The 16,570-nt window shown below is 58.9% G+C and carries 13 protein-coding genes; 8 read left to right on the top strand and 5 right to left on the bottom strand.

The annotated features are described in order from the left end of the window. Positions 1-278: 278 nt before the first annotated feature. The 7 genes from ACRESJ_RS29040 to ACRESJ_RS29010 all read left to right on the top strand — a co-directional run bounded on the left by ACRESJ_RS29040 (position 279) and on the right by ACRESJ_RS29010 (position 7,171). On the top strand, positions 279-446 hold the full coding sequence (locus ACRESJ_RS29040; protein WP_431760950.1) for a hypothetical protein: 168 nt from the start codon (positions 279-281) through the stop codon (positions 444-446). A 787-nt stretch (positions 447-1,233) separates the two neighbouring features. Beyond that, the gene (locus ACRESJ_RS29035; RefSeq protein WP_431760949.1) at positions 1,234-2,145 is read left to right on the top strand and encodes a TauD/TfdA dioxygenase family protein; all 912 of its coding nucleotides are present in this window, start codon (positions 1,234-1,236) and stop codon (positions 2,143-2,145) included. A 33-nt stretch (positions 2,146-2,178) separates the two neighbouring features. Beyond that, complete coding sequence (locus ACRESJ_RS29030) at positions 2,179-3,291, top strand: ABC transporter substrate-binding protein (protein ID WP_431760948.1); 1,113 nt, start codon at positions 2,179-2,181, stop codon at positions 3,289-3,291. 4 nt (positions 3,292-3,295) lie between these two features. Next, the gene (locus ACRESJ_RS29025) at positions 3,296-4,198 is read left to right on the top strand and encodes an ABC transporter permease (protein ID WP_431760947.1); all 903 of its coding nucleotides are present in this window, start codon (positions 3,296-3,298) and stop codon (positions 4,196-4,198) included. Beyond that, positions 4,198-4,983: an ABC transporter permease gene (locus ACRESJ_RS29020; protein WP_431760946.1), complete on the top strand. Its 786-nt coding sequence runs from the start codon at positions 4,198-4,200 to the stop codon at positions 4,981-4,983. Before ACRESJ_RS29025 ends, ACRESJ_RS29020 begins: the two co-directional genes overlap by 1 nt. A 52-nt stretch (positions 4,984-5,035) precedes the next feature. Beyond that, positions 5,036-5,800 (top strand): ABC transporter ATP-binding protein, encoded by a 765-nt coding sequence (locus tag ACRESJ_RS29015; RefSeq protein ID WP_431760945.1) that lies wholly within the window; start codon positions 5,036-5,038, stop codon positions 5,798-5,800. A 39-nt stretch (positions 5,801-5,839) separates the two neighbouring features. Continuing rightward, complete coding sequence (locus tag ACRESJ_RS29010) at positions 5,840-7,171, top strand: LLM class flavin-dependent oxidoreductase (protein ID WP_431760944.1); 1,332 nt, start codon at positions 5,840-5,842, stop codon at positions 7,169-7,171. Positions 7,172-7,239: 68 nt separating this feature from the next. Here ACRESJ_RS29010 and ACRESJ_RS29005 read toward each other — a convergent pair whose 3' ends face one another. Both ACRESJ_RS29005 and ACRESJ_RS29000 read right to left on the bottom strand, forming a co-directional pair. Further along, positions 7,240-8,139 carry a DUF2950 domain-containing protein gene (locus ACRESJ_RS29005; protein ID WP_431760967.1) on the bottom strand — a complete coding sequence of 300 codons (900 nt, stop codon included), beginning with the start codon at positions 8,137-8,139 and terminating at the stop codon, positions 7,240-7,242. A 26-nt stretch (positions 8,140-8,165) separates the two neighbouring features. Then, on the bottom strand, positions 8,166-9,662 hold the full coding sequence (locus ACRESJ_RS29000; RefSeq protein ID WP_431760943.1) for a DUF3300 domain-containing protein: 1,497 nt from the start codon (positions 9,660-9,662) through the stop codon (positions 8,166-8,168). Between the two features lie 239 nt (positions 9,663-9,901). Here ACRESJ_RS29000 and ACRESJ_RS28995 point away from each other — a divergent pair, with 239 nt between their 5' ends. Next, a complete protein-coding gene (locus tag ACRESJ_RS28995) occupies positions 9,902-10,570 on the top strand; it encodes a MarC family NAAT transporter (protein ID WP_431760942.1) in 669 nt (222 codons plus the stop codon). Positions 10,571-10,592: 22 nt separating this feature from the next. Here the strand turns inward: ACRESJ_RS28995 and ACRESJ_RS28990 are convergent, their stop codons facing one another. Genes ACRESJ_RS28990 through ACRESJ_RS28980 form a run of 3 tightly spaced genes read right to left on the bottom strand, consistent with a single transcriptional unit; the run spans position 10,593 to position 16,313 of the window. Continuing rightward, positions 10,593-12,026: an efflux transporter outer membrane subunit gene (locus ACRESJ_RS28990; protein WP_431760941.1), complete on the bottom strand. Its 1,434-nt coding sequence runs from the start codon at positions 12,024-12,026 to the stop codon at positions 10,593-10,595. A 1-nt stretch (position 12,027) separates the two neighbouring features. Then, a complete protein-coding gene (locus tag ACRESJ_RS28985) occupies positions 12,028-15,225 on the bottom strand; it encodes an efflux RND transporter permease subunit (protein ID WP_431760940.1) in 3,198 nt (1,065 codons plus the stop codon). Continuing rightward, positions 15,222-16,313: an efflux RND transporter periplasmic adaptor subunit gene (locus ACRESJ_RS28980; protein ID WP_431760939.1), complete on the bottom strand. Its 1,092-nt coding sequence runs from the start codon at positions 16,311-16,313 to the stop codon at positions 15,222-15,224. Before ACRESJ_RS28980 ends, ACRESJ_RS28985 begins: the two co-directional genes overlap by 4 nt. Between the last annotated feature and the right edge of the window lie 257 nt (positions 16,314-16,570).

Genomic DNA, 16,570 nt, shown 5'->3' with positions numbered 1-16,570 from the left:
AAGAGCAAATGGATGCAGGAAGAACGCGTCAGGTGAAATCTATGACAGCGGCGCGTCATCTGGTTGAACGAACAATCGGCGATCCGAGCATGGCCACGCCATCGTTACTGGACTCTCGTAGAGCAGAACACCGCTCTCCCGAGCATTCTTTGAATGCCCTCGTCAATTATCGCGTCTGCTGCTTAATCAAGGTGAGCACGTCGTTATTTCGTGATCGTTGACTGAGGGAAAGGATCTGCATATACAGTCCGTTCTTTCCATTTCTGTTTCGGTAAATCATGAGCGAAGAACGAGATGTCCCCGAGCCCGAGCACGACCACCTGCTTGATCATGAATTCCATGATGACGAGTCATGGGCCGAAGAAGACGCTCAAGGATTTTTTGACGAAGAAGCTGAAGAAGATGATGACGTTGATTTTCTTGATCAGATAGATCAAGAGGACTGACACGGCAGCATCTAACGGCTTCACGAGGCCTGTGTAGATCGTGGGCACTAAAAGGGTGCTGCACGGATTGTCGGGGCTTGATTCAAAGCATCAAGATCCGTACGCAGGGGCAGGCCATTCAGGTTATTTGCGTCAAGGGTTACTGGCGTCAAGAGATGTACTCGAAAGCAAACGGGCCTGAACCTCTTCCATGTGGGCGTATCAAACGATAAGGGAACACACTGGAGCGCCCCATGAGCTCAAATACGCACGACTCGTTGCGCAAGCTTAAAGCTTCGCTGGCCAAGGATCGCAGGGATAGGGAATGGCCGGAGGCAACGTGTCAGGCTTGTCATAGGTTATTCAGATATCACTACAGCTGGACGCCTTTGCCGGTATTGTGCAGAAGCTGTCGAGCAGATCGGCAGAAGCCGAACACATCGCAGGAGGGTGACGTCAGATCACACCCCGACGCGCGTTTATAGTTGAGTTCAGACAGTTAACAACTGGCTGTCGTGATGTTGTTTGGCGCTTTTTCTTCATAGGCGCGTCCTCCTGCGGCATTTGTCCTGCGAGAGGGCGGGCCGTCTTGCAAAAGTTTGTACGTTAGTCCAATTCCCATCGATGTTATTTAAGTCGAAAGAAGTTATTAGCTAATAACTGCCCGCTTATAGCTTTTTTCTGCTTCGGGTAATGAATCAGTTATACATCGCCTCTTCTATCTTTAGACTAATTTGTGATTAGTCATCACTACTTTTATGACTTTATGATCTGTCCCACAACATCTCGTGAGACAGGGGGTAACTCGATGACTATTCAAATCAAACCGGTTGCAGGTCGAATTGGGGCGCAATTGGAAGGTGTGAAGTTGGGCGGTGATATCAGCGCCGAGCAATTCGAATTCATTAATCATGCACTGCTGAAATATAAAGTGCTGTTCTTTCGCGACCAGCATCTGGACGACGCCGAGCACGAGGCTTTCTCCCGCCGTTTCGGTGATCAGGTACCCCATCCCACCGTAAGATCCGCAGAACAGAGCGCTGCCATTCTGCATCTGGACGCCAAGGAAACGCGGGCCAATTCCTGGCACACCGATGTGACCTTCGTTGCCAATTACCCAAAAGTATCCATCTTGCGCGGTGTGGTGATTCCACCTTTCGGCGGTGACACCGTATGGGCTAATACTGCAACGGCCTACGCCGACTTGCCTGAGCCTATAAAGCAACTGGCCGATAACCTGCGTGTTCTTCATACCAACTTATATGACTATGCGGCACCGCGTAATACCGACGAATCGGGACTCAAGCGTTATCGCGAACAATTCACCGCTGAAGTCTACGAAACCGAACATCCATTAGTGCGAGTACATCCGGAGTCCGGTGAAAGAAGTTTGTTGTTGGGGCACTTCGTCAAACAAATCCAGGGCGTAAGCACAAACGATTCCAAACAACTGATTCGCCTGTTCCACGACCGCATTACCCATGTTGACAACACTGTGCGCTGGCGCTGGCAAGAGGGTGATGTGGTGATCTGGGACAACCGCGCCACACAGCACATCGCGATCAACGATTACGGCGATGCCCAGCGCATTGTGCGCCGCACCACCATCGACGGTGACGTGCCGGTGGGGGTGGATGGTCGCTTGAGTGAAGCGCTCAAACCAAGCCCGGATGCGCGTTCACCGAAAACCGAAGCCGACAAAAAACACCTCGCTGCCTGACAAGCGAATCTCACTGGTACAAGGAAGGCTGACATGAAGCTCAATGGCATTCGTCTGTTTAAAAAAGGCAGCATCGCTGCAGCACTGGCTGCGGTTCTGGCGGTTCCCGTGGCTGAAGCAGATGTGTTGCGCATCGGTGTCGCGACAGCCGGTGGCGGTGATCCGGTGACCTTCAGCGGTTCGCCTCTGGGCATCGTGCGTAATCAGCAGCTGCTGGAAAAAGCCTTCGCCGGAACCGGCACCGAAGTGCAGTGGTTCTTCTTCAAGGGCGCTGGGCCTGCGGTCAACGAAGCCTTGTCCAATCAGCAACTGGATTTCGCCTACCAGGGCGATCTGCCCGCGGTTGTCGGGCGGTCCAACGGACTGGACACCAAGTTGCTGGCGGCACTGGGGGTACGCGCCAACCTCTACCTGGCGGTGCCCAAGGGCTCCGATCTCAAAAGTATCGAGGACCTGAAAGGCAAGAAGGTCGCGATCTTCCGTGGCACCAACGGCCACCTGGTGATGATCAATCTGCTGGCGGAACACGGGCTGACCGAGCGCGATATCAAGGTCATCAACCTCGATACCGGCAGCTCCCAGGCGGCCCTGATTTCCAACGGCGTGGACGCCGCATTCGGCGGTCGCGAGTTGTTCAAACTGCGCGACAAGGGCTTGATCGACATCGTTTACGACAACCCCGAGCAGAACGTGCGCTACACCCGGCAGACGGCCTTGGTGGTTCGCGGGGCCTATGAAAAGGAACACCCGGCCAACGTGCAAAAGGTCGTCGATACGCTGGTGGATGCGGCGAAGTGGACGTCGGACGACAGCCACCGCGATGAAGTCTTCGCCGAATGGGCCAAGAGCAATGACCCCGCGGACTCACTGCGTGCCGACTTTACCGGAGTTCCCCTCAGGGACCGGGCTTCGCCTCTGGTCGACAACTTCCTGATCAGCCGCTATCAGGCCGTGGCGGAACAAGCCAAGGAAGAAAAACTCATCCGTCGCCCCGTGAGTATCGATGGTTGGTTCGAGACCAGTTACTTGCAGAAGTCCCTCAAGGCCAAAGGACTGGAAAACTACTGGACGCCCTATGGCCCGGATGGCAAGCAGCCTGCCGGTAATGCGGTAGCGGCCACGACGACCAGCAAGCAAGGGAGCTAGGCACATGGCCAGGGCACAGACTGCAAGACTCGAGAAGTATGGGGCGCCGGCGCTGCCGAGCGACAACGTCAAACGTCTTCCACCGTCACCCGTTCGCCCGGTTCGCAAGGTCGAGGTGCAACGCGCCTCGGCCTGGTCCCTGAACCTGGGTGACAAGGCCTTGCCCTGGCTGTTGCCGCTGCTGTTGCTGGGCTTGTGGTATTTGGGGGTGGAACGCGGCTGGCTTTCAGAGCAGGTGCTGCCACCGCCGGCCTACGTTTATCAGTCCCTGTCGGATCTGGTCTCCAGTGGGGATCTGTGGCTGAACGCGTCTGCCAGCCTGCAGCGGGTGGTCGTCGGATTCGGTCTCGGTGCATTGCTCGGTGTGGCGCTGGGCCTGGCCATGGGGCTTTCCCGGACGGTGGAGGATTATCTGCTGCCGACCTTCAACGCACTGGTGCAAATTCCGGTACTGGGCTGGCTGCCGTTCGCCTTGCTGCTGTTTGGCATCGGCGAGACGCTCAAGTACGTACTGATTGCCAAGGCCGCTCTGGTGCCGATTACCCTGTGCACCTTGCAGGCTTTCCGTCAGGCACCGAAAAACCTGTTGGAAGTCGGCCGGGCCTATGGTTTCAGCCCTCGGCAAAGCGTTGTTTCGATCGTGTTGCCGGCGGCTATCCCGACGCTGTTCACCGGGTTTCGCCTGGGCTTCACCAAGGCCTGGCTGTCGCTGGTGGTGGTGGAGTTGGTGGCCTCCAGTGAGGGGCTGGGTTACCTGATCGTCTATGGGCGCCAGCTGTTTCAACTGGATCTGGTGATGGCCGCCGTAGTGGTGGTGGGGACGCTCGGTCTGCTGATCGATCGCGGTTTCGATTACGCCGAGAAGCGCCTCAATCGTGGTCGGCCAACGGTCGGAGGGCAGCGGTGATGAGTGCGACTCTGTCATTAAGTAATCGGAGCCACCGGTATCGCGGTTGGGTCTTGCCCCTCTCGGTGATTGCCCTGTGGTGGCTGGCTTCAAATCTGGGCTGGGGCGAATCGGGGCTGTTGGTTACGCCGGAAAAAGTCGCAGCCACGGCCTGGGATCAGATCACCTCGGACAAATTCTGGCGGGCCATTTCGGCCAGCCTGGCGCGCAACCTCAGTGGTTTTTTCATCGGGACCACGCTGGGCCTGGTGTTGGGTTGTCTGCTGGGCCTTTCACGGCATTTCGAGCGGTTGGTAGGCCCGAGCTTCAATACCTTCAAGCAAATCTCGCTGTTCGCCTGGATCCCCTTGATCTCGGTGTGGTTCGGCCTGGGCGATGTGGCCAAGGTGGTGTTCCTGTCATTGGCGGCACTGGTGCCGGTGGTGGTCAACACCTGCGACGGTTTGCGCAACGTCCCGCCCAACCTGTTGGAAGTGGCGCGGGTGTATGGCTTCAGCCGCTGGCAAACCATCGTCGGGGTGATGCTGCCCGCCGCCTTGCCGTCGATTTTCACCGGGATTTACCTGGCGCTGGTCTACAGCTGGCTGGCGACCATCGGTGCTGAATACCTGCTGGTATCGGGGGAGGGGATCGGCAACACGCTGATCGATGGCAGCGAGCATTTCATGATGGACCTGGTGTTGTTTGGAATGGTGATCATCGGCCTGGTGGGCTGGGGCCTCAACGCATTGGCGCGTTCACTTGAGCGGCGGATGCAGCGTTTGTACGGCATCGCTGCTCGTTGATGCTCTTCGTTGATGCCCTTGTTGATCGACAAAATTTGAAAAGGATCGCGACATGCACAACAACAGCCTCTCCCTGCAAAACATCAGCAAGCGCTTCGCCTCCCGACCGGGCAGTTCGACGCAATTGCAGGTACTCGACAATATTCATCTGGACATCGCCCCTGGCGAGTTCATCAGCATCGTCGGTGCCAGCGGGTGCGGCAAGTCCACGTTGCTGCGGTTGATCCTCGGCCTGGACGAAGAGTTCGACGGGCACATCCTGCTCGATGGCAAACCCATCAAAGGCACAGGCCTTGAGCGCGGCATCGTGTTTCAGGACCACCGATTGTTCCCCTGGCTCAACGTCGAGCAGAACGTCGCTGTTGGCCTCAAGAACTCGCCTCTGAGCGCCGCTCAGAAGCGCGATACCGTGCGCGAGCACATTGAGCTGGTAGGCCTGCAGGATTTCATCGACGCCTATCCGCATCAGATATCCGGCGGCATGGCGCAACGCGTGGCCATCGCCCGCGGCCTGGTCAATCGACCGAGCGTGCTGCTGCTGGATGAACCGCTGGGTGCCCTCGATGCCTTGACCCGTGCGCGCTTGCAAGGCGAGCTGCAAAACATCTGGGCCAAGGAAAAAATCACCATGATCCTGGTCACCCACGACGTGGATGAGGCGGTCTTCCTGGGCGACCGGGTGGTGGTGATGCAGCCCAATCCCGGCCGCATCCGGCGCATTCTCGACATCGATTTGCCGCGTCCGCGCAACCGCAGCGACAGCCGCTTCATTGCCCTGCGCGACGATGTGTTGAGCGATTTTGCCGAGTTGCATTAAGCCTGTTTTTCAAACTCACGCTTTTCAGGGAACCGAAAAATGTCCGAACGCCAACTGAGCCTCAACCTCTTCATTTATCCCAATGGTCATCACGAAGCCGCCTGGCGTCACCCGCAGTCGGTGCCGGAAGCGTCCATGGACATCGGCTATTACCAGCAACTGGCGCTACGGGCTGAACGGGAGAAGCTGGATGCGATTTTCTTCGCGGATTCGCCGTCGTTGGCCGAAAACGACCGTGAAGGCCTGCGCATTCGTTTCGAACCCATCACCTGGCTGGCGGCCATTGCCGCGGTCACCCAACGCATCGGCCTGATCGCCACGGCCAGCACCACCTACAGCGAACCCTACAACCTGGCTCGTTCGTTCAGTGCGCTGGACCACCTCAGCAAGGGCCGCGCCGGTTGGAACATCGTCACCACGTCCATGGCGGCTGCAGCCGCCAATTTTGGCCTGGACCAACATCCCTCTGCCCATGACCGTTATGCCCAGGCCGAAGAATTCGTGAAGGTGATCGGTGACCTGTGGGACAGTTGGGAAGATGATGCGCTGGTGCTGGACAAGACAGCCGGGGTGTTCGCCAACGGTGACAAGGTGCATTCGATCAACCACGTGGGCACTCACTACCGGGTCAAAGGCCCATTCAACTCGCCGCGCTCCCCGCAGGGTCGACCCGTTCAGGTGCAGGCGGGCTCTTCCGAGGATGGCCGTGACTTCGCTTCCCGGCATGCCGAAGCGATCTTCACCGCGCACCAGACCCTGCAAAGCGCGACTGAATTCGCCAACGATATTCGTGGGCGGGCGAGGGCGGTGGGACGCGATCCGCGCCAGTTGAAAATTCTCCCGGGCATCAGCCCTTACATCGGCAGCACCGAAGCCGAAGCCCAGCGCAAGTTCGATGAACTCAACGATCTGGTGCTGCCGCACGTCTCACTGGGCCAGCTACGTCGCCTGTTGGGTGTCGACCTGTCCGATCAGGATCTGGATGCGCCATTCCCGCGTCACCTGGTCAACTTTGACGGCACCGAGAGTCAGTCCAGTCGCTTCAAGCTGATCATTGATATCGTCGACCGGGAGAAGCCGACGCTGCGTCAGCTGATCAATCGGCTGGCTGGTGCTCGCGGGCATTGGGTGCCGGTGGGTACGCCGGTGCAGATTGCCGACCTGATCGAGCAGTGGTTCCGCAGTGGGGCTGCCGATGGTTTCAATGTGATGCCGCCAGCGTTCCCCGAGGGCTTTGAGGTGTTTCTCGATGAAGTGCTGCCAATTTTGCGCAAGCGTGGTTTGTTCCGCAGTGAATATGCGGGGAGTACGCTGCGCGAGCATTATGGGTTGAGTCGTCCGGTTTCGCGGTTTGCCCTGAAGTCTGCCTGAGCGACCTCCTTGGCTCACCCTGATTGGCTATCAATGGACCGCCCGGCTTGCTCCTACAAATATTCGTATCAGGGTTGGGATTGCGGTTGATCTTCATTCACCTCTTGCCAGCTATCATCCGGGTCAAAGCGTTTCATCGCTTTGGCCCGTTTTTCACTTTCGGGTCCCAGGTCCTTCTCGAACACTTGTCCGTCATGGCTGATCATGAAACTCATTACCCCGGTGTCATCGTATTTCGATGGCCAGGCGATCAGTGCAAAACCACGGTTCATCTTGTCGCCGATGAGGTAGCTGTAAGCGCCACCTGGTGCCGAAGGGCCTTGGCCATCGAGAATGCGGAAGTGGTAGCCATGCCAATCCTCGCCGTCAGCGGGTTCGCCAAAAAACGGCCCCAACGGACTGATCTGGCCGCTATCGTCGTCAGCCCAATACAGTCCGTCGTGTTTGCCGGGAGTGCTGAAGATTTTCTGCGCATATTCGAGTGCGCCGTCACCGTCACGATCCACTGAGGCATAGTCCATCTGCGCGTCGTGATAGGTCAGCACTGCTTGGACCGCCGCCAGTTCATTGCGGCCAATTCGACGGGCACGGATCTCCACGCTGCCGGCCTTGAGGTCGAAGCGCCAACCGTTCGCACTTTTAGTCATGGGGATCGGCAACGTCCACTGGTCACTGCCGACCGACAGGATTGCCTTGCGGTCGTTGGGTTTTTCAATGCTGTGCTGCGCGTGGTATTGCTTCAAAAATGCATCCACATCACTGCGCTGCACACCTTCACGGGGGATGTAGGTGCGCCAGTCATCACCCAGCAGTTTTGTCAGGCGCTCCTGGTCGGCGTGCTCCGTACCCAGCGCCTCGACGAGCGCTTGCGCGGCCTTCTCTGGAGTGGGAAATGCCTCTTGAGCCAGCGCCATGCACGACCATGCCAGGCTGACGGTGATCGCCAGGGCCTGAGGGAGTAAACCCAGGAGTGTCTTCACTCGAAGATGGTTTTTCAACGGCGGCCCCCCCCTCTTTGACGCGCTGGTGCGGATGGCCGACTGATCTGCTGGCCGGAAGATCGTGCGGCACTGGGGCGCATGGCGGATGCCTGGCTGGCCCGGCCGCGAGCGGCTTGTGCGTTGGTCTGGGAGGGTGAGCGCGCGCCGGCGAAGGCGTTGTTGCGCGCGCTGCCCTTGGCGGCGGTCGGCCGTTGTTGCGCGGTCTGGCGTGCCTGGGAACGGTCCTGGCTGCGCTGGTTCACCTGAGCGTTTTCTCTTCTGGGCTGCTGGTTTTCCCGAGTATTTCTGGCAGTGCCCTGGCTCCTGTCTGCCGTCCTCGGTCTGTCTGCGCCTGCTTGCATCCGATTGCCTGCTGACGTATCGGATTGCGCTCTGCGTGCCTGATCCTGAGCCTGGCGGTTACTGGTGGCCGGGCGTTCGATACCGTGCCTGTCCATTGAGCTGCGGGCGTTTTCCCGTGCCTGGGCGCGTTGGGCAGTGTCCCCGCGGTAAGCATCACGTTGAGTGGCACCATTGAGTTGTCGGCCGTACTGTTCGCGGCTTCGGTTGTCTCGATAGGGAACGCCATCGCGGTGAGCGGAGTTGTGCTGCCACTTGTTCTGATTGTTGTTGAACTGGTTGTTGCGATTGATCTGGTTGTTGCGATTGATGTTGTTGTAGCGATCGACGTCGATGTCGATGTCGTTATTGCCCCAGTCACAATCCCCCCACAATGAGGCGACGATCGCGACGCCGGTCCCGAACGCCAGGCCCGCCATCAATGCCGAACCTGGGTAATAGGCGGGTGGCGGTGGGTAGTAAACCGGAGGCGACGCCGGATAGGCCCAGGTGCCGTAGGTGGTCGTCGGGTTGTAGGTGGGCACGTACACCACCTGCGGATCGGCGGGCTGAATGATGATCGTGGACGTGCTGCTGGCTGGGGCAGGGGCGGCGCCTTGCGCAGGAGCGGGTGCCGGTGCCGCCTGCACCGTGACGTTCTGGTATTGGTTGCTCTGCAGGTTGCCTGCCGCTTGCGCCTGATGACGCAAGCGTTGCACGGCATTCATGAGGTCGTCAGGTTGCGCGAGGAAGGCATCCCCCAGGCGTTGTACCCAGACGGGGTCCTGCCCCAGCGTGGCCAGCACTTGAGGGAAAGCGACCAGCGCCTGAACGCTCGGATCCCAGGTCTGGTTCGCCACTTGTTTTACCGCATCATCACCCTTGGCTTTTGGATTGGCCTTGGACCAGGTGACCGCCTCAGCGATTTCACCGGGGTACGTGGTCGCCATCAGCACCTGTGCCAGCAGCGGGTCCGGGTAAAGCGCGATGGGCGCCAGCATTTGATCCAGCTGCTCCTGCGTGAACACGGGATCTTTGGCCGGCGCAGTGACGGGCGCCGCCTGGGCAAACGGTGCGGGTGCGGCGGGGGCAGTATCCATTGCCTGTGTCAGGCAGGAAGAACCGCTCAGGAACAGTACGGCTGACAACGCGTAAGTAAATGGAATGCGCATTGCACCCCCTATGTGGTCAGGCAGGCTTGAAGTGAGTGAGTCAGTGCCACAGACATGCCGCTCGTTAATGGTAGCAAAGGAATTTCCCGGCGTATGACGTCCATCGGTGTCTCGGCTGACTCGCCGTTCGCGTGAAGCACAAATAGTCTTCGCCGATTGAACCTGGCGGCTGGTGAGCGCATTTACTCCACGCCGCGGTGGGCTAAGCTATCGAGTGGCGTAAATTCAGGGAGTGCGCAATGACAGCTTTATTCAACGCTATCGTGTTAGGACTATTGGCGTTGCTGCCATTGATTAATCCTCCCACGACCGTGGCTCTGTTTCTTGGCCTGTCCAAGGGACTTAATGAAAAGGAAAAAAACCGGCAGGCGCTCTTAACATCGATCTACGTTTTTATAATCATGGCTTGTGCCTATTACATCGGCGAGCTTGTGATGGGAGCTTTTAATATTTCCATTCCAGGCTTGCGTATTGCCGGTGGCGGGATTCTCGTGATCATTGGCCTGAAGATGCTGTTTCCCAAACCGGTTCAGGCCTCGTCCATTCAAGAAAAAGCCGACTTTGCATTCATGCCATTGGCCATGCCCAGCACGGCGGGGCCCGGTACGATTGCAATGATCATTAGCTCTTCTTCCAGTATTAAACACAGCACGAATTTTCCGCAGTGGGTTTTACTGACAGCGCCTCCTTTAATCTTTTTATTGACGGCCCTCATACTCTGGTTATGTTTGCGCAGTTCAGGAATCATCATGAAAGCAATCGGCGAATCGGGGGTTGATGCAACGGCACGCCTGATGGGTTTCTTGCTCGTCTGCATGGGCGTCCAGTTCGCCATCAATGGAGTGCTGGAAATAGTACAAACCCTCATCGACAACTATGCTCAGGCTGTTGCGCCCGCAGTAAGTTGACCCTCAAACGTTCCTTTCTCCTTCAAGGCCCGGTGGCTGTCAGTTCGTCAGCCTTGGTCACCCAGCCGCCGCCGGTTGCCTTGTACAGATCAACCATGGACGTGAACACCGAGCCCCGTGTGCGGGTGTAGTTCAGTTCGGCGTCAAAGAGGCTGCGTTCTGCATCCAACACCTCGATGTAGCTGGTGTAGCCATTGTCATAACGCAGCCGCGCAAAGTGAGCATAGGTGCGCAGTGCCTCGACCTGGCCGGCTTGATAAGCCATTTGTTCGCGGGATTTGCTGGACGCGACCAGGGCATTTTCCACGTCGCTGAAGGCCGATTGAATGGCTTTCTGGTAAGTGAACAGGGTCTGTTGCTGGACGGCTTCTGCCTGTTGAACCTGGCCTGCAATAGCGCCGCCGGTAAAAATCGGCATGCTCGCGGCGACGCCATAAGACCAGGCGGCGGCAGGCCCGGTGAACAGGTCCGAGAGTTGATTGCTGACCGAACCCAGCAACCCGGTCAGGGAAATGGTAGGAAAATACTGGGCCTTGGCAGCGCCGATCTGCGCATTGGCCGAGATCAGGTTCAACTCGGCCTGACGTAGATCGGGGCGTCGTTCCAGCAAATCCGAAGGTAACCCGGCGGGCACCGACGGCAGCGTCAAGTGAGCCAGGTCACGCCCGCGCAGGATCGGCCCGGGGTTGCGTCCGAGCAGCACGGCCAGCGCGTTTTCCTGTTGCGCAACCAGGGGTTCGAATTGCGCGACCGACGCCAGGGTTCGCTGGTACTCGGACAGGTTCTGCGCCAGTTCCATTTCGGAGATGGTCCCGGCACCAAAGCGCAGCTTGAAGATCTCGTAGGAATCACCCCTGACCTTGGCGGTCGTGCGGGCAATTTCCAGTTCCCGGTCAAGATCACGCAACGTCACATAACTGGTCGCCACCGAAGACACCAGGCTGAGGATGACGCTACGGCGCCCCTCTTCAGATGCCAGCAGATCGGCGCGAGCGGATTCGTTGAGGCGCCGTAAACGGCCCCATATGTCCAGCTCCCAATTGACGCTGAGGATGGCCTGATAATTGTTGAACACTGGATCGACCGACGAATCCAGAGGCACCGGGCCGTTGTCCCGTGGTGAGCGGCTGCGTTGACCCTGGGAGTCCAGCCCAACCTGGGGGTAGTACAGCGAGCGGGCTACACCGTAGCGACCGAGAAATTCCTCTACCCGTGCGGCAGCAATCTTGATGTCTTTGTTTTCAAGCAAGGCGCTGCGGATCAGCTCATTGAGTACGGGATCCTGGAACTGCTCCCACCACAGCGTGTTGGACAGGTCCTTCGTTTCCTTGTCCGCATAGCGATAGGCCGCCGGGGTATCAATCTTCGGCGCCTGGTAATCCGGGCCGACCATGCAGCCGGCCAAGCCCACACCCAAACCCAGAGCCAGTAGCAACGCAAGAGAGGGCTCACGCATGTTAATCCCCCTCATGTCGTTGCTGCGCCGCACCGTCGGGAATCTGCGCCTGTGCAGGCGTAGCAGCGGTTTTCGCGTCGTCTTTGCCCCCGAATATCCGTTCCACCAGGTAGTAGAACAAGGGAATAAAGAAGATCGCGATCACCGTTGCCGCCAACATCCCGCCGATCACCCCCGTACCGATGGAGTGGCGACTGTTTTCAGAGGCGCCGACGGCAATGGCCAGCGGTACACAGCCCAGGATGAATGCCAGCGAGGTCATCACGATGGGGCGCAGTCGCTCCTTGGCGGCGGTCATCGCAGCGTCGTAGGCCGACATGCCGGTTTCCCGGTTGAGCACCGCAAACTCGAAAATCAGGATGGCATTCTTGGCGGCGAGGGCCACCAGCATGGTCAAGCCGATCTGGAAGTACACGTCATTGCTCAGGCCACGGATCAGTACCGCGAGCAGGGCGCCAAACAACGCAAAGGGCACCGCCAGCAGCACGCCAACGGGCAGGGACCATTTCTCGTATTGAGCCGCCAGAATCAGGAACACCATCACCAGGCCGAAAATGAACACCTGGGACGAGGCGCCGCCGCTCTTCTTCTCCTCGAATGCCTCGCCGCTCAACGCCAGTGCATAGTCGTTGGTCATGATCTCGGCGCTGATCTCTTCCAGGGCCGCCAGCGCCTGCCCGGAGCTGTAGCCGGGGGCGGCGTTGGCGGTGAGCTTGACCGCCGGGAAATTGTTGAAACGGGTCAGCAGGTCGGGGCCGGTGACGTAGCGGGTGGTGAGCACGGACTTGAGCGGCACCATGCCGAGGTTTTTGCTGCGCACGTAGATCTCTTGCAGATCTTCGGCCTTGAGTCGGTAGGACGGTTCCGCCTGCAGGATCACCTGCCACAACCGGCTGAACTTGTTGAATTGTGAAACGTACAGCGAGCCGAACATGGTCTGCATGGCGCTGTAGACGTCCTCCACCGGCACGCCCAGTGACTCTGCCTTTTCCCGATCCACATCGACCATCAATTGTCGGGAATGAACGTTGAAGGTCGAAGTGATGGCGCCGAGTTCAGGGCGTTCCTTGGCTTTGGCAATCAAGGTGCCGACCATTTCCGCCAGTTGTTCGACGTTGCCGTCGCCCTTGCTCTGCACCCACACCTCCATGCCGCCGGTGGTGCCCAGGCCGGGAATGGACGGCGGGTTGACCGGCAGAATGATGCCTTCCTGCACGGTGGAAAAGGCGTGGAATGCCTTCTGGATCACCGCCGGGGCGCTTTGTTGTGCGATGGTGTCGGAGTTTTTGTAGCGCTCTTCGAAATCCTTGAAACCGACGAAAAACGCACCGGCGTTGTTCTTGTTCTGGCCGTCCAACAGGCTGTAGCCGTTGACGATGGCCACACCTTCGACGGCCTCGTCGTTCATGAAGAAATCGCTGGCTACGCTGCCGACCGCTCCCGTGCGATCGAGGCTGGCGGCGTCGGGCATGATGATCGCGCCGAGTAGATAGCCCTGGTCTTCCGGTGGCAGGAAGGCGCTGGGTATGCGCTGCGCCATCAACAGGATCAGCACGATCATGCCCGCAAACAACAACAGTGCCAGCACAAAACGCTTGATCATGAACGCCACCGAACGCGAGTAACCCTCGGTCATCCGTTCGAAGCTGCGTTCGAACCAGCGGAAGAAAGCGTTTTTTTCGCCGTGCTGCGGCTTGAGCAGAATCGCCGCCAGGGCCGGTGACAGGGTCAGGGCCACCAGGCCGGAAATCACCACGGAAATGGCGATGGTGATCGCAAACTGTTTATAGAGCTGGCCGGTGATCCCGCCCATGAACGCCACCGGGATAAACACCGCGCACAGCACCAGAACGATGGCCACCACCGGGCCTGCCACTTCGTCCATCGCGCGTTTGGCGGCGTCCTTGGCATTCATCTTGTGCACGTGCATGTTGCGCTCGACGTTTTCGATCACCACGATCGCGTCGTCCACCACGATACCGATGGCCAGCACCATGCCGAACAGCGTCAGCATGTTCACGGAAAACCCCAGGGCCGACATGCCGATGAAGGTGCCGACGATCGACACCGGCACCGCAATCACCGGGATCAACGTGGCCCGCAGGCTCTGCAGGAAGATGAACACCACTATGACCACCAGCACCAGCGCTTCGAAGAAGGTGTGGATTACCTCGGAAATCGACGCACGGGTGAACGCGGTGGTGTCCATCACGATCTTGTATTCGATGCCCTCGGGGAAGGTGGCCTTCATGTCGGCCAGGGTCTTGGTAACCGCCGCCGAAACGTCGAGGGCATTGGCGCCGGGCTGTTGATACACCGCAATCAGCGTCGCCGGTTTGCCCTGGTAGGTACTGCGCAGCGAGTAGTCCTTCTGCCCGAGTTCGGCGCGGCCGATGTCCTTGAGTCGAACGATGGCCGCGCCTTCATTGCTGGCGCGCAGGATGATGTTCTCGAACTCCGCAGGTTCGGTCAGGCGCCCCTTGGTGGTCACGGCAAACGACTGCTCCACCGGCGCACCCGTGGGCGACTGGCCGACGCGGCCCACCGCGAATTGCTGGTTCTGGTTGGCCACCGCTTTCTGCACATCGGCGGCGGTGATGCCCAACTGAGCCATTCGATCAGGTTTGAGCCAGATCCGCATGGCGTAGTCTGGCGTGCCGAAGATGCTGGCCTGGTTGGCGCCGGGGATGCGCTTGATCGCATCCAGAATATAAAGGTTGGCGTAGTTGGCGACGTAGGTGCTGTCATAGCGCTCGCCGGCGGAGTACACGGCGAGCACCATCATGAATGCCGAGGACTTCTTCTGCACCTGAATACCCTGGCTCTGCACCGCCGAGGGCAGTTGCGGCAACGCCAGGTTGACCCGGTTCTGCACGTCCACCTGGGCCAGGGATGGGTCGGTGCCGATCTCGAAGAATACGTTGAGGGTCATGTTGCCCGTCGCCGAGCTCGACGAGTTCATGTAGATCATGTTGTCGGCGCCATTGACCTGCTGCTCGATGGGCGCCGCGACGTTATTGGCCACGACCTGGGCATCGGCGCCCGGATAGGTCGCCGCCACCGTGATCTGCGGTGGCGTGATATCCGGGTACTGGGCGACGGGGAGCGCAAGCATCGCCACCGCACCGGCCAGGGTGATGATGATCGAAATCACCGACGCGAAGATCGGTCGGTCAATGCAATAGTGGGAAATGCTCATGGGGTTTTTCCGCTGGGTGCGCTCGCCGGGCCGGCTTTTATCGTTTGTCCGGTTTCAGGGGCGGTCGGGGCAGGGACGGAGGCCTCGACGATTTTCAGCGGCCCTCCAGGCGTGACCCTGAGTGCGCCATCGACCACGATGCGCTCGCCAGCACGCAATCCTTTGCTGATAAACCAGTTGTCGCCTTGCCATTCACCCACTTCTACAACCCGTTGCTCTGGTTTGCCTTCGCCATTGACGACCCAGACGAAGTGGCTCTTGGCACCTTCGAGCACGGCCTTCTGCGGCACCAGAATGGCGTTCGGCCGGCTGGCGCCCTTGGCCAGGGCGCGCACGAACTGGCCCGGACGGAGCAAGCCATTGGGATTGGCGAGCACGGCCCTGACCAGGAAGGTGCCGGTGTCCTGGCTATAGGACGGTGCCTGGAAATTCACCTTGCCGCGCTCAGGCACCACCGTACCGTCAGCCAACACCACCTCTACGACAAAATCGCTGCGAGAGGGGAATTTGAGGCGTCCGGCGGCAATCTCGTCGCGGTATTTGAGGGTTTCGTTTTCCGAAAGACTGAAGTTGACGTACATCGGGTCCATTTGGGACACGGACGTCAGCAGTCCTGATTCACCGGGCGTGATGTAACTGCCTTCCTGTTTTTTGGCATCACTGGAAAGGCCGTTAAGGGGCGAGGCGATCGTGGTGTAACTCAAGTTCAGTTGCGCAGTGCGAACTCCAGCCTCTGCGGCAAATACGGCGGCCTTGGTCTCGCGCTCTGAGCCGACGGCATTGTCCAGGTCCATTTTACTGACCGCATTTTGCGCCGCCAGTGGCCGGACGCGGGCGAGGGTGGCCTTGGCCACTTCCCAGCGTGCCTGTTGCTGGGCCATCTGACCCTGAGCCGAGGCCAGCGCGGCCTCGAAAGGTTTTCGATCCATCTGGAACAGGACTTGCCCGGTTTTCACCAGATCGCCTTCGGTGTACTGCCGCTTTTCCAGGAAGCCGGCGACGCGTGCGCGTATCTCCACTTCCCGGGAACTCTGGGTCTGGGCAACGAATTCGAAGGTGACGGGTGTATCGCTTGAAGTGACCGTCATGACGGTCACATCCGGTGCTTGGCGGGTTGGGGCAACAGGCTCTTTTCCACAGCCCCCCAACAGGCTCGAAAGTCCCAACAGGACAGCCATGGGAACGCCCATGCGTGGCCCGATAACAAATGTTTTTGCCCCCATTCCCATGCTCCGTAACAGTCTCCCCGAACAGAAGCGTAGTCACAAAAATTGTGTAGCGCTAATGGCTGGAGGCGGGAGCTATTGGACTGTTCGAATTCCGGGAGAGTGGCTTTGGCAAAGCG

The organism is Pseudomonas sp., assembly GCF_050739655.1.
In the GTDB taxonomy this organism is placed as follows: Bacteria; Pseudomonadota; Gammaproteobacteria; order Pseudomonadales; family Pseudomonadaceae; genus Aquipseudomonas.
Note: the sequence above shows the minus strand (reverse complement) of the source record. Positions and strands in the feature narration are given on the sequence as shown.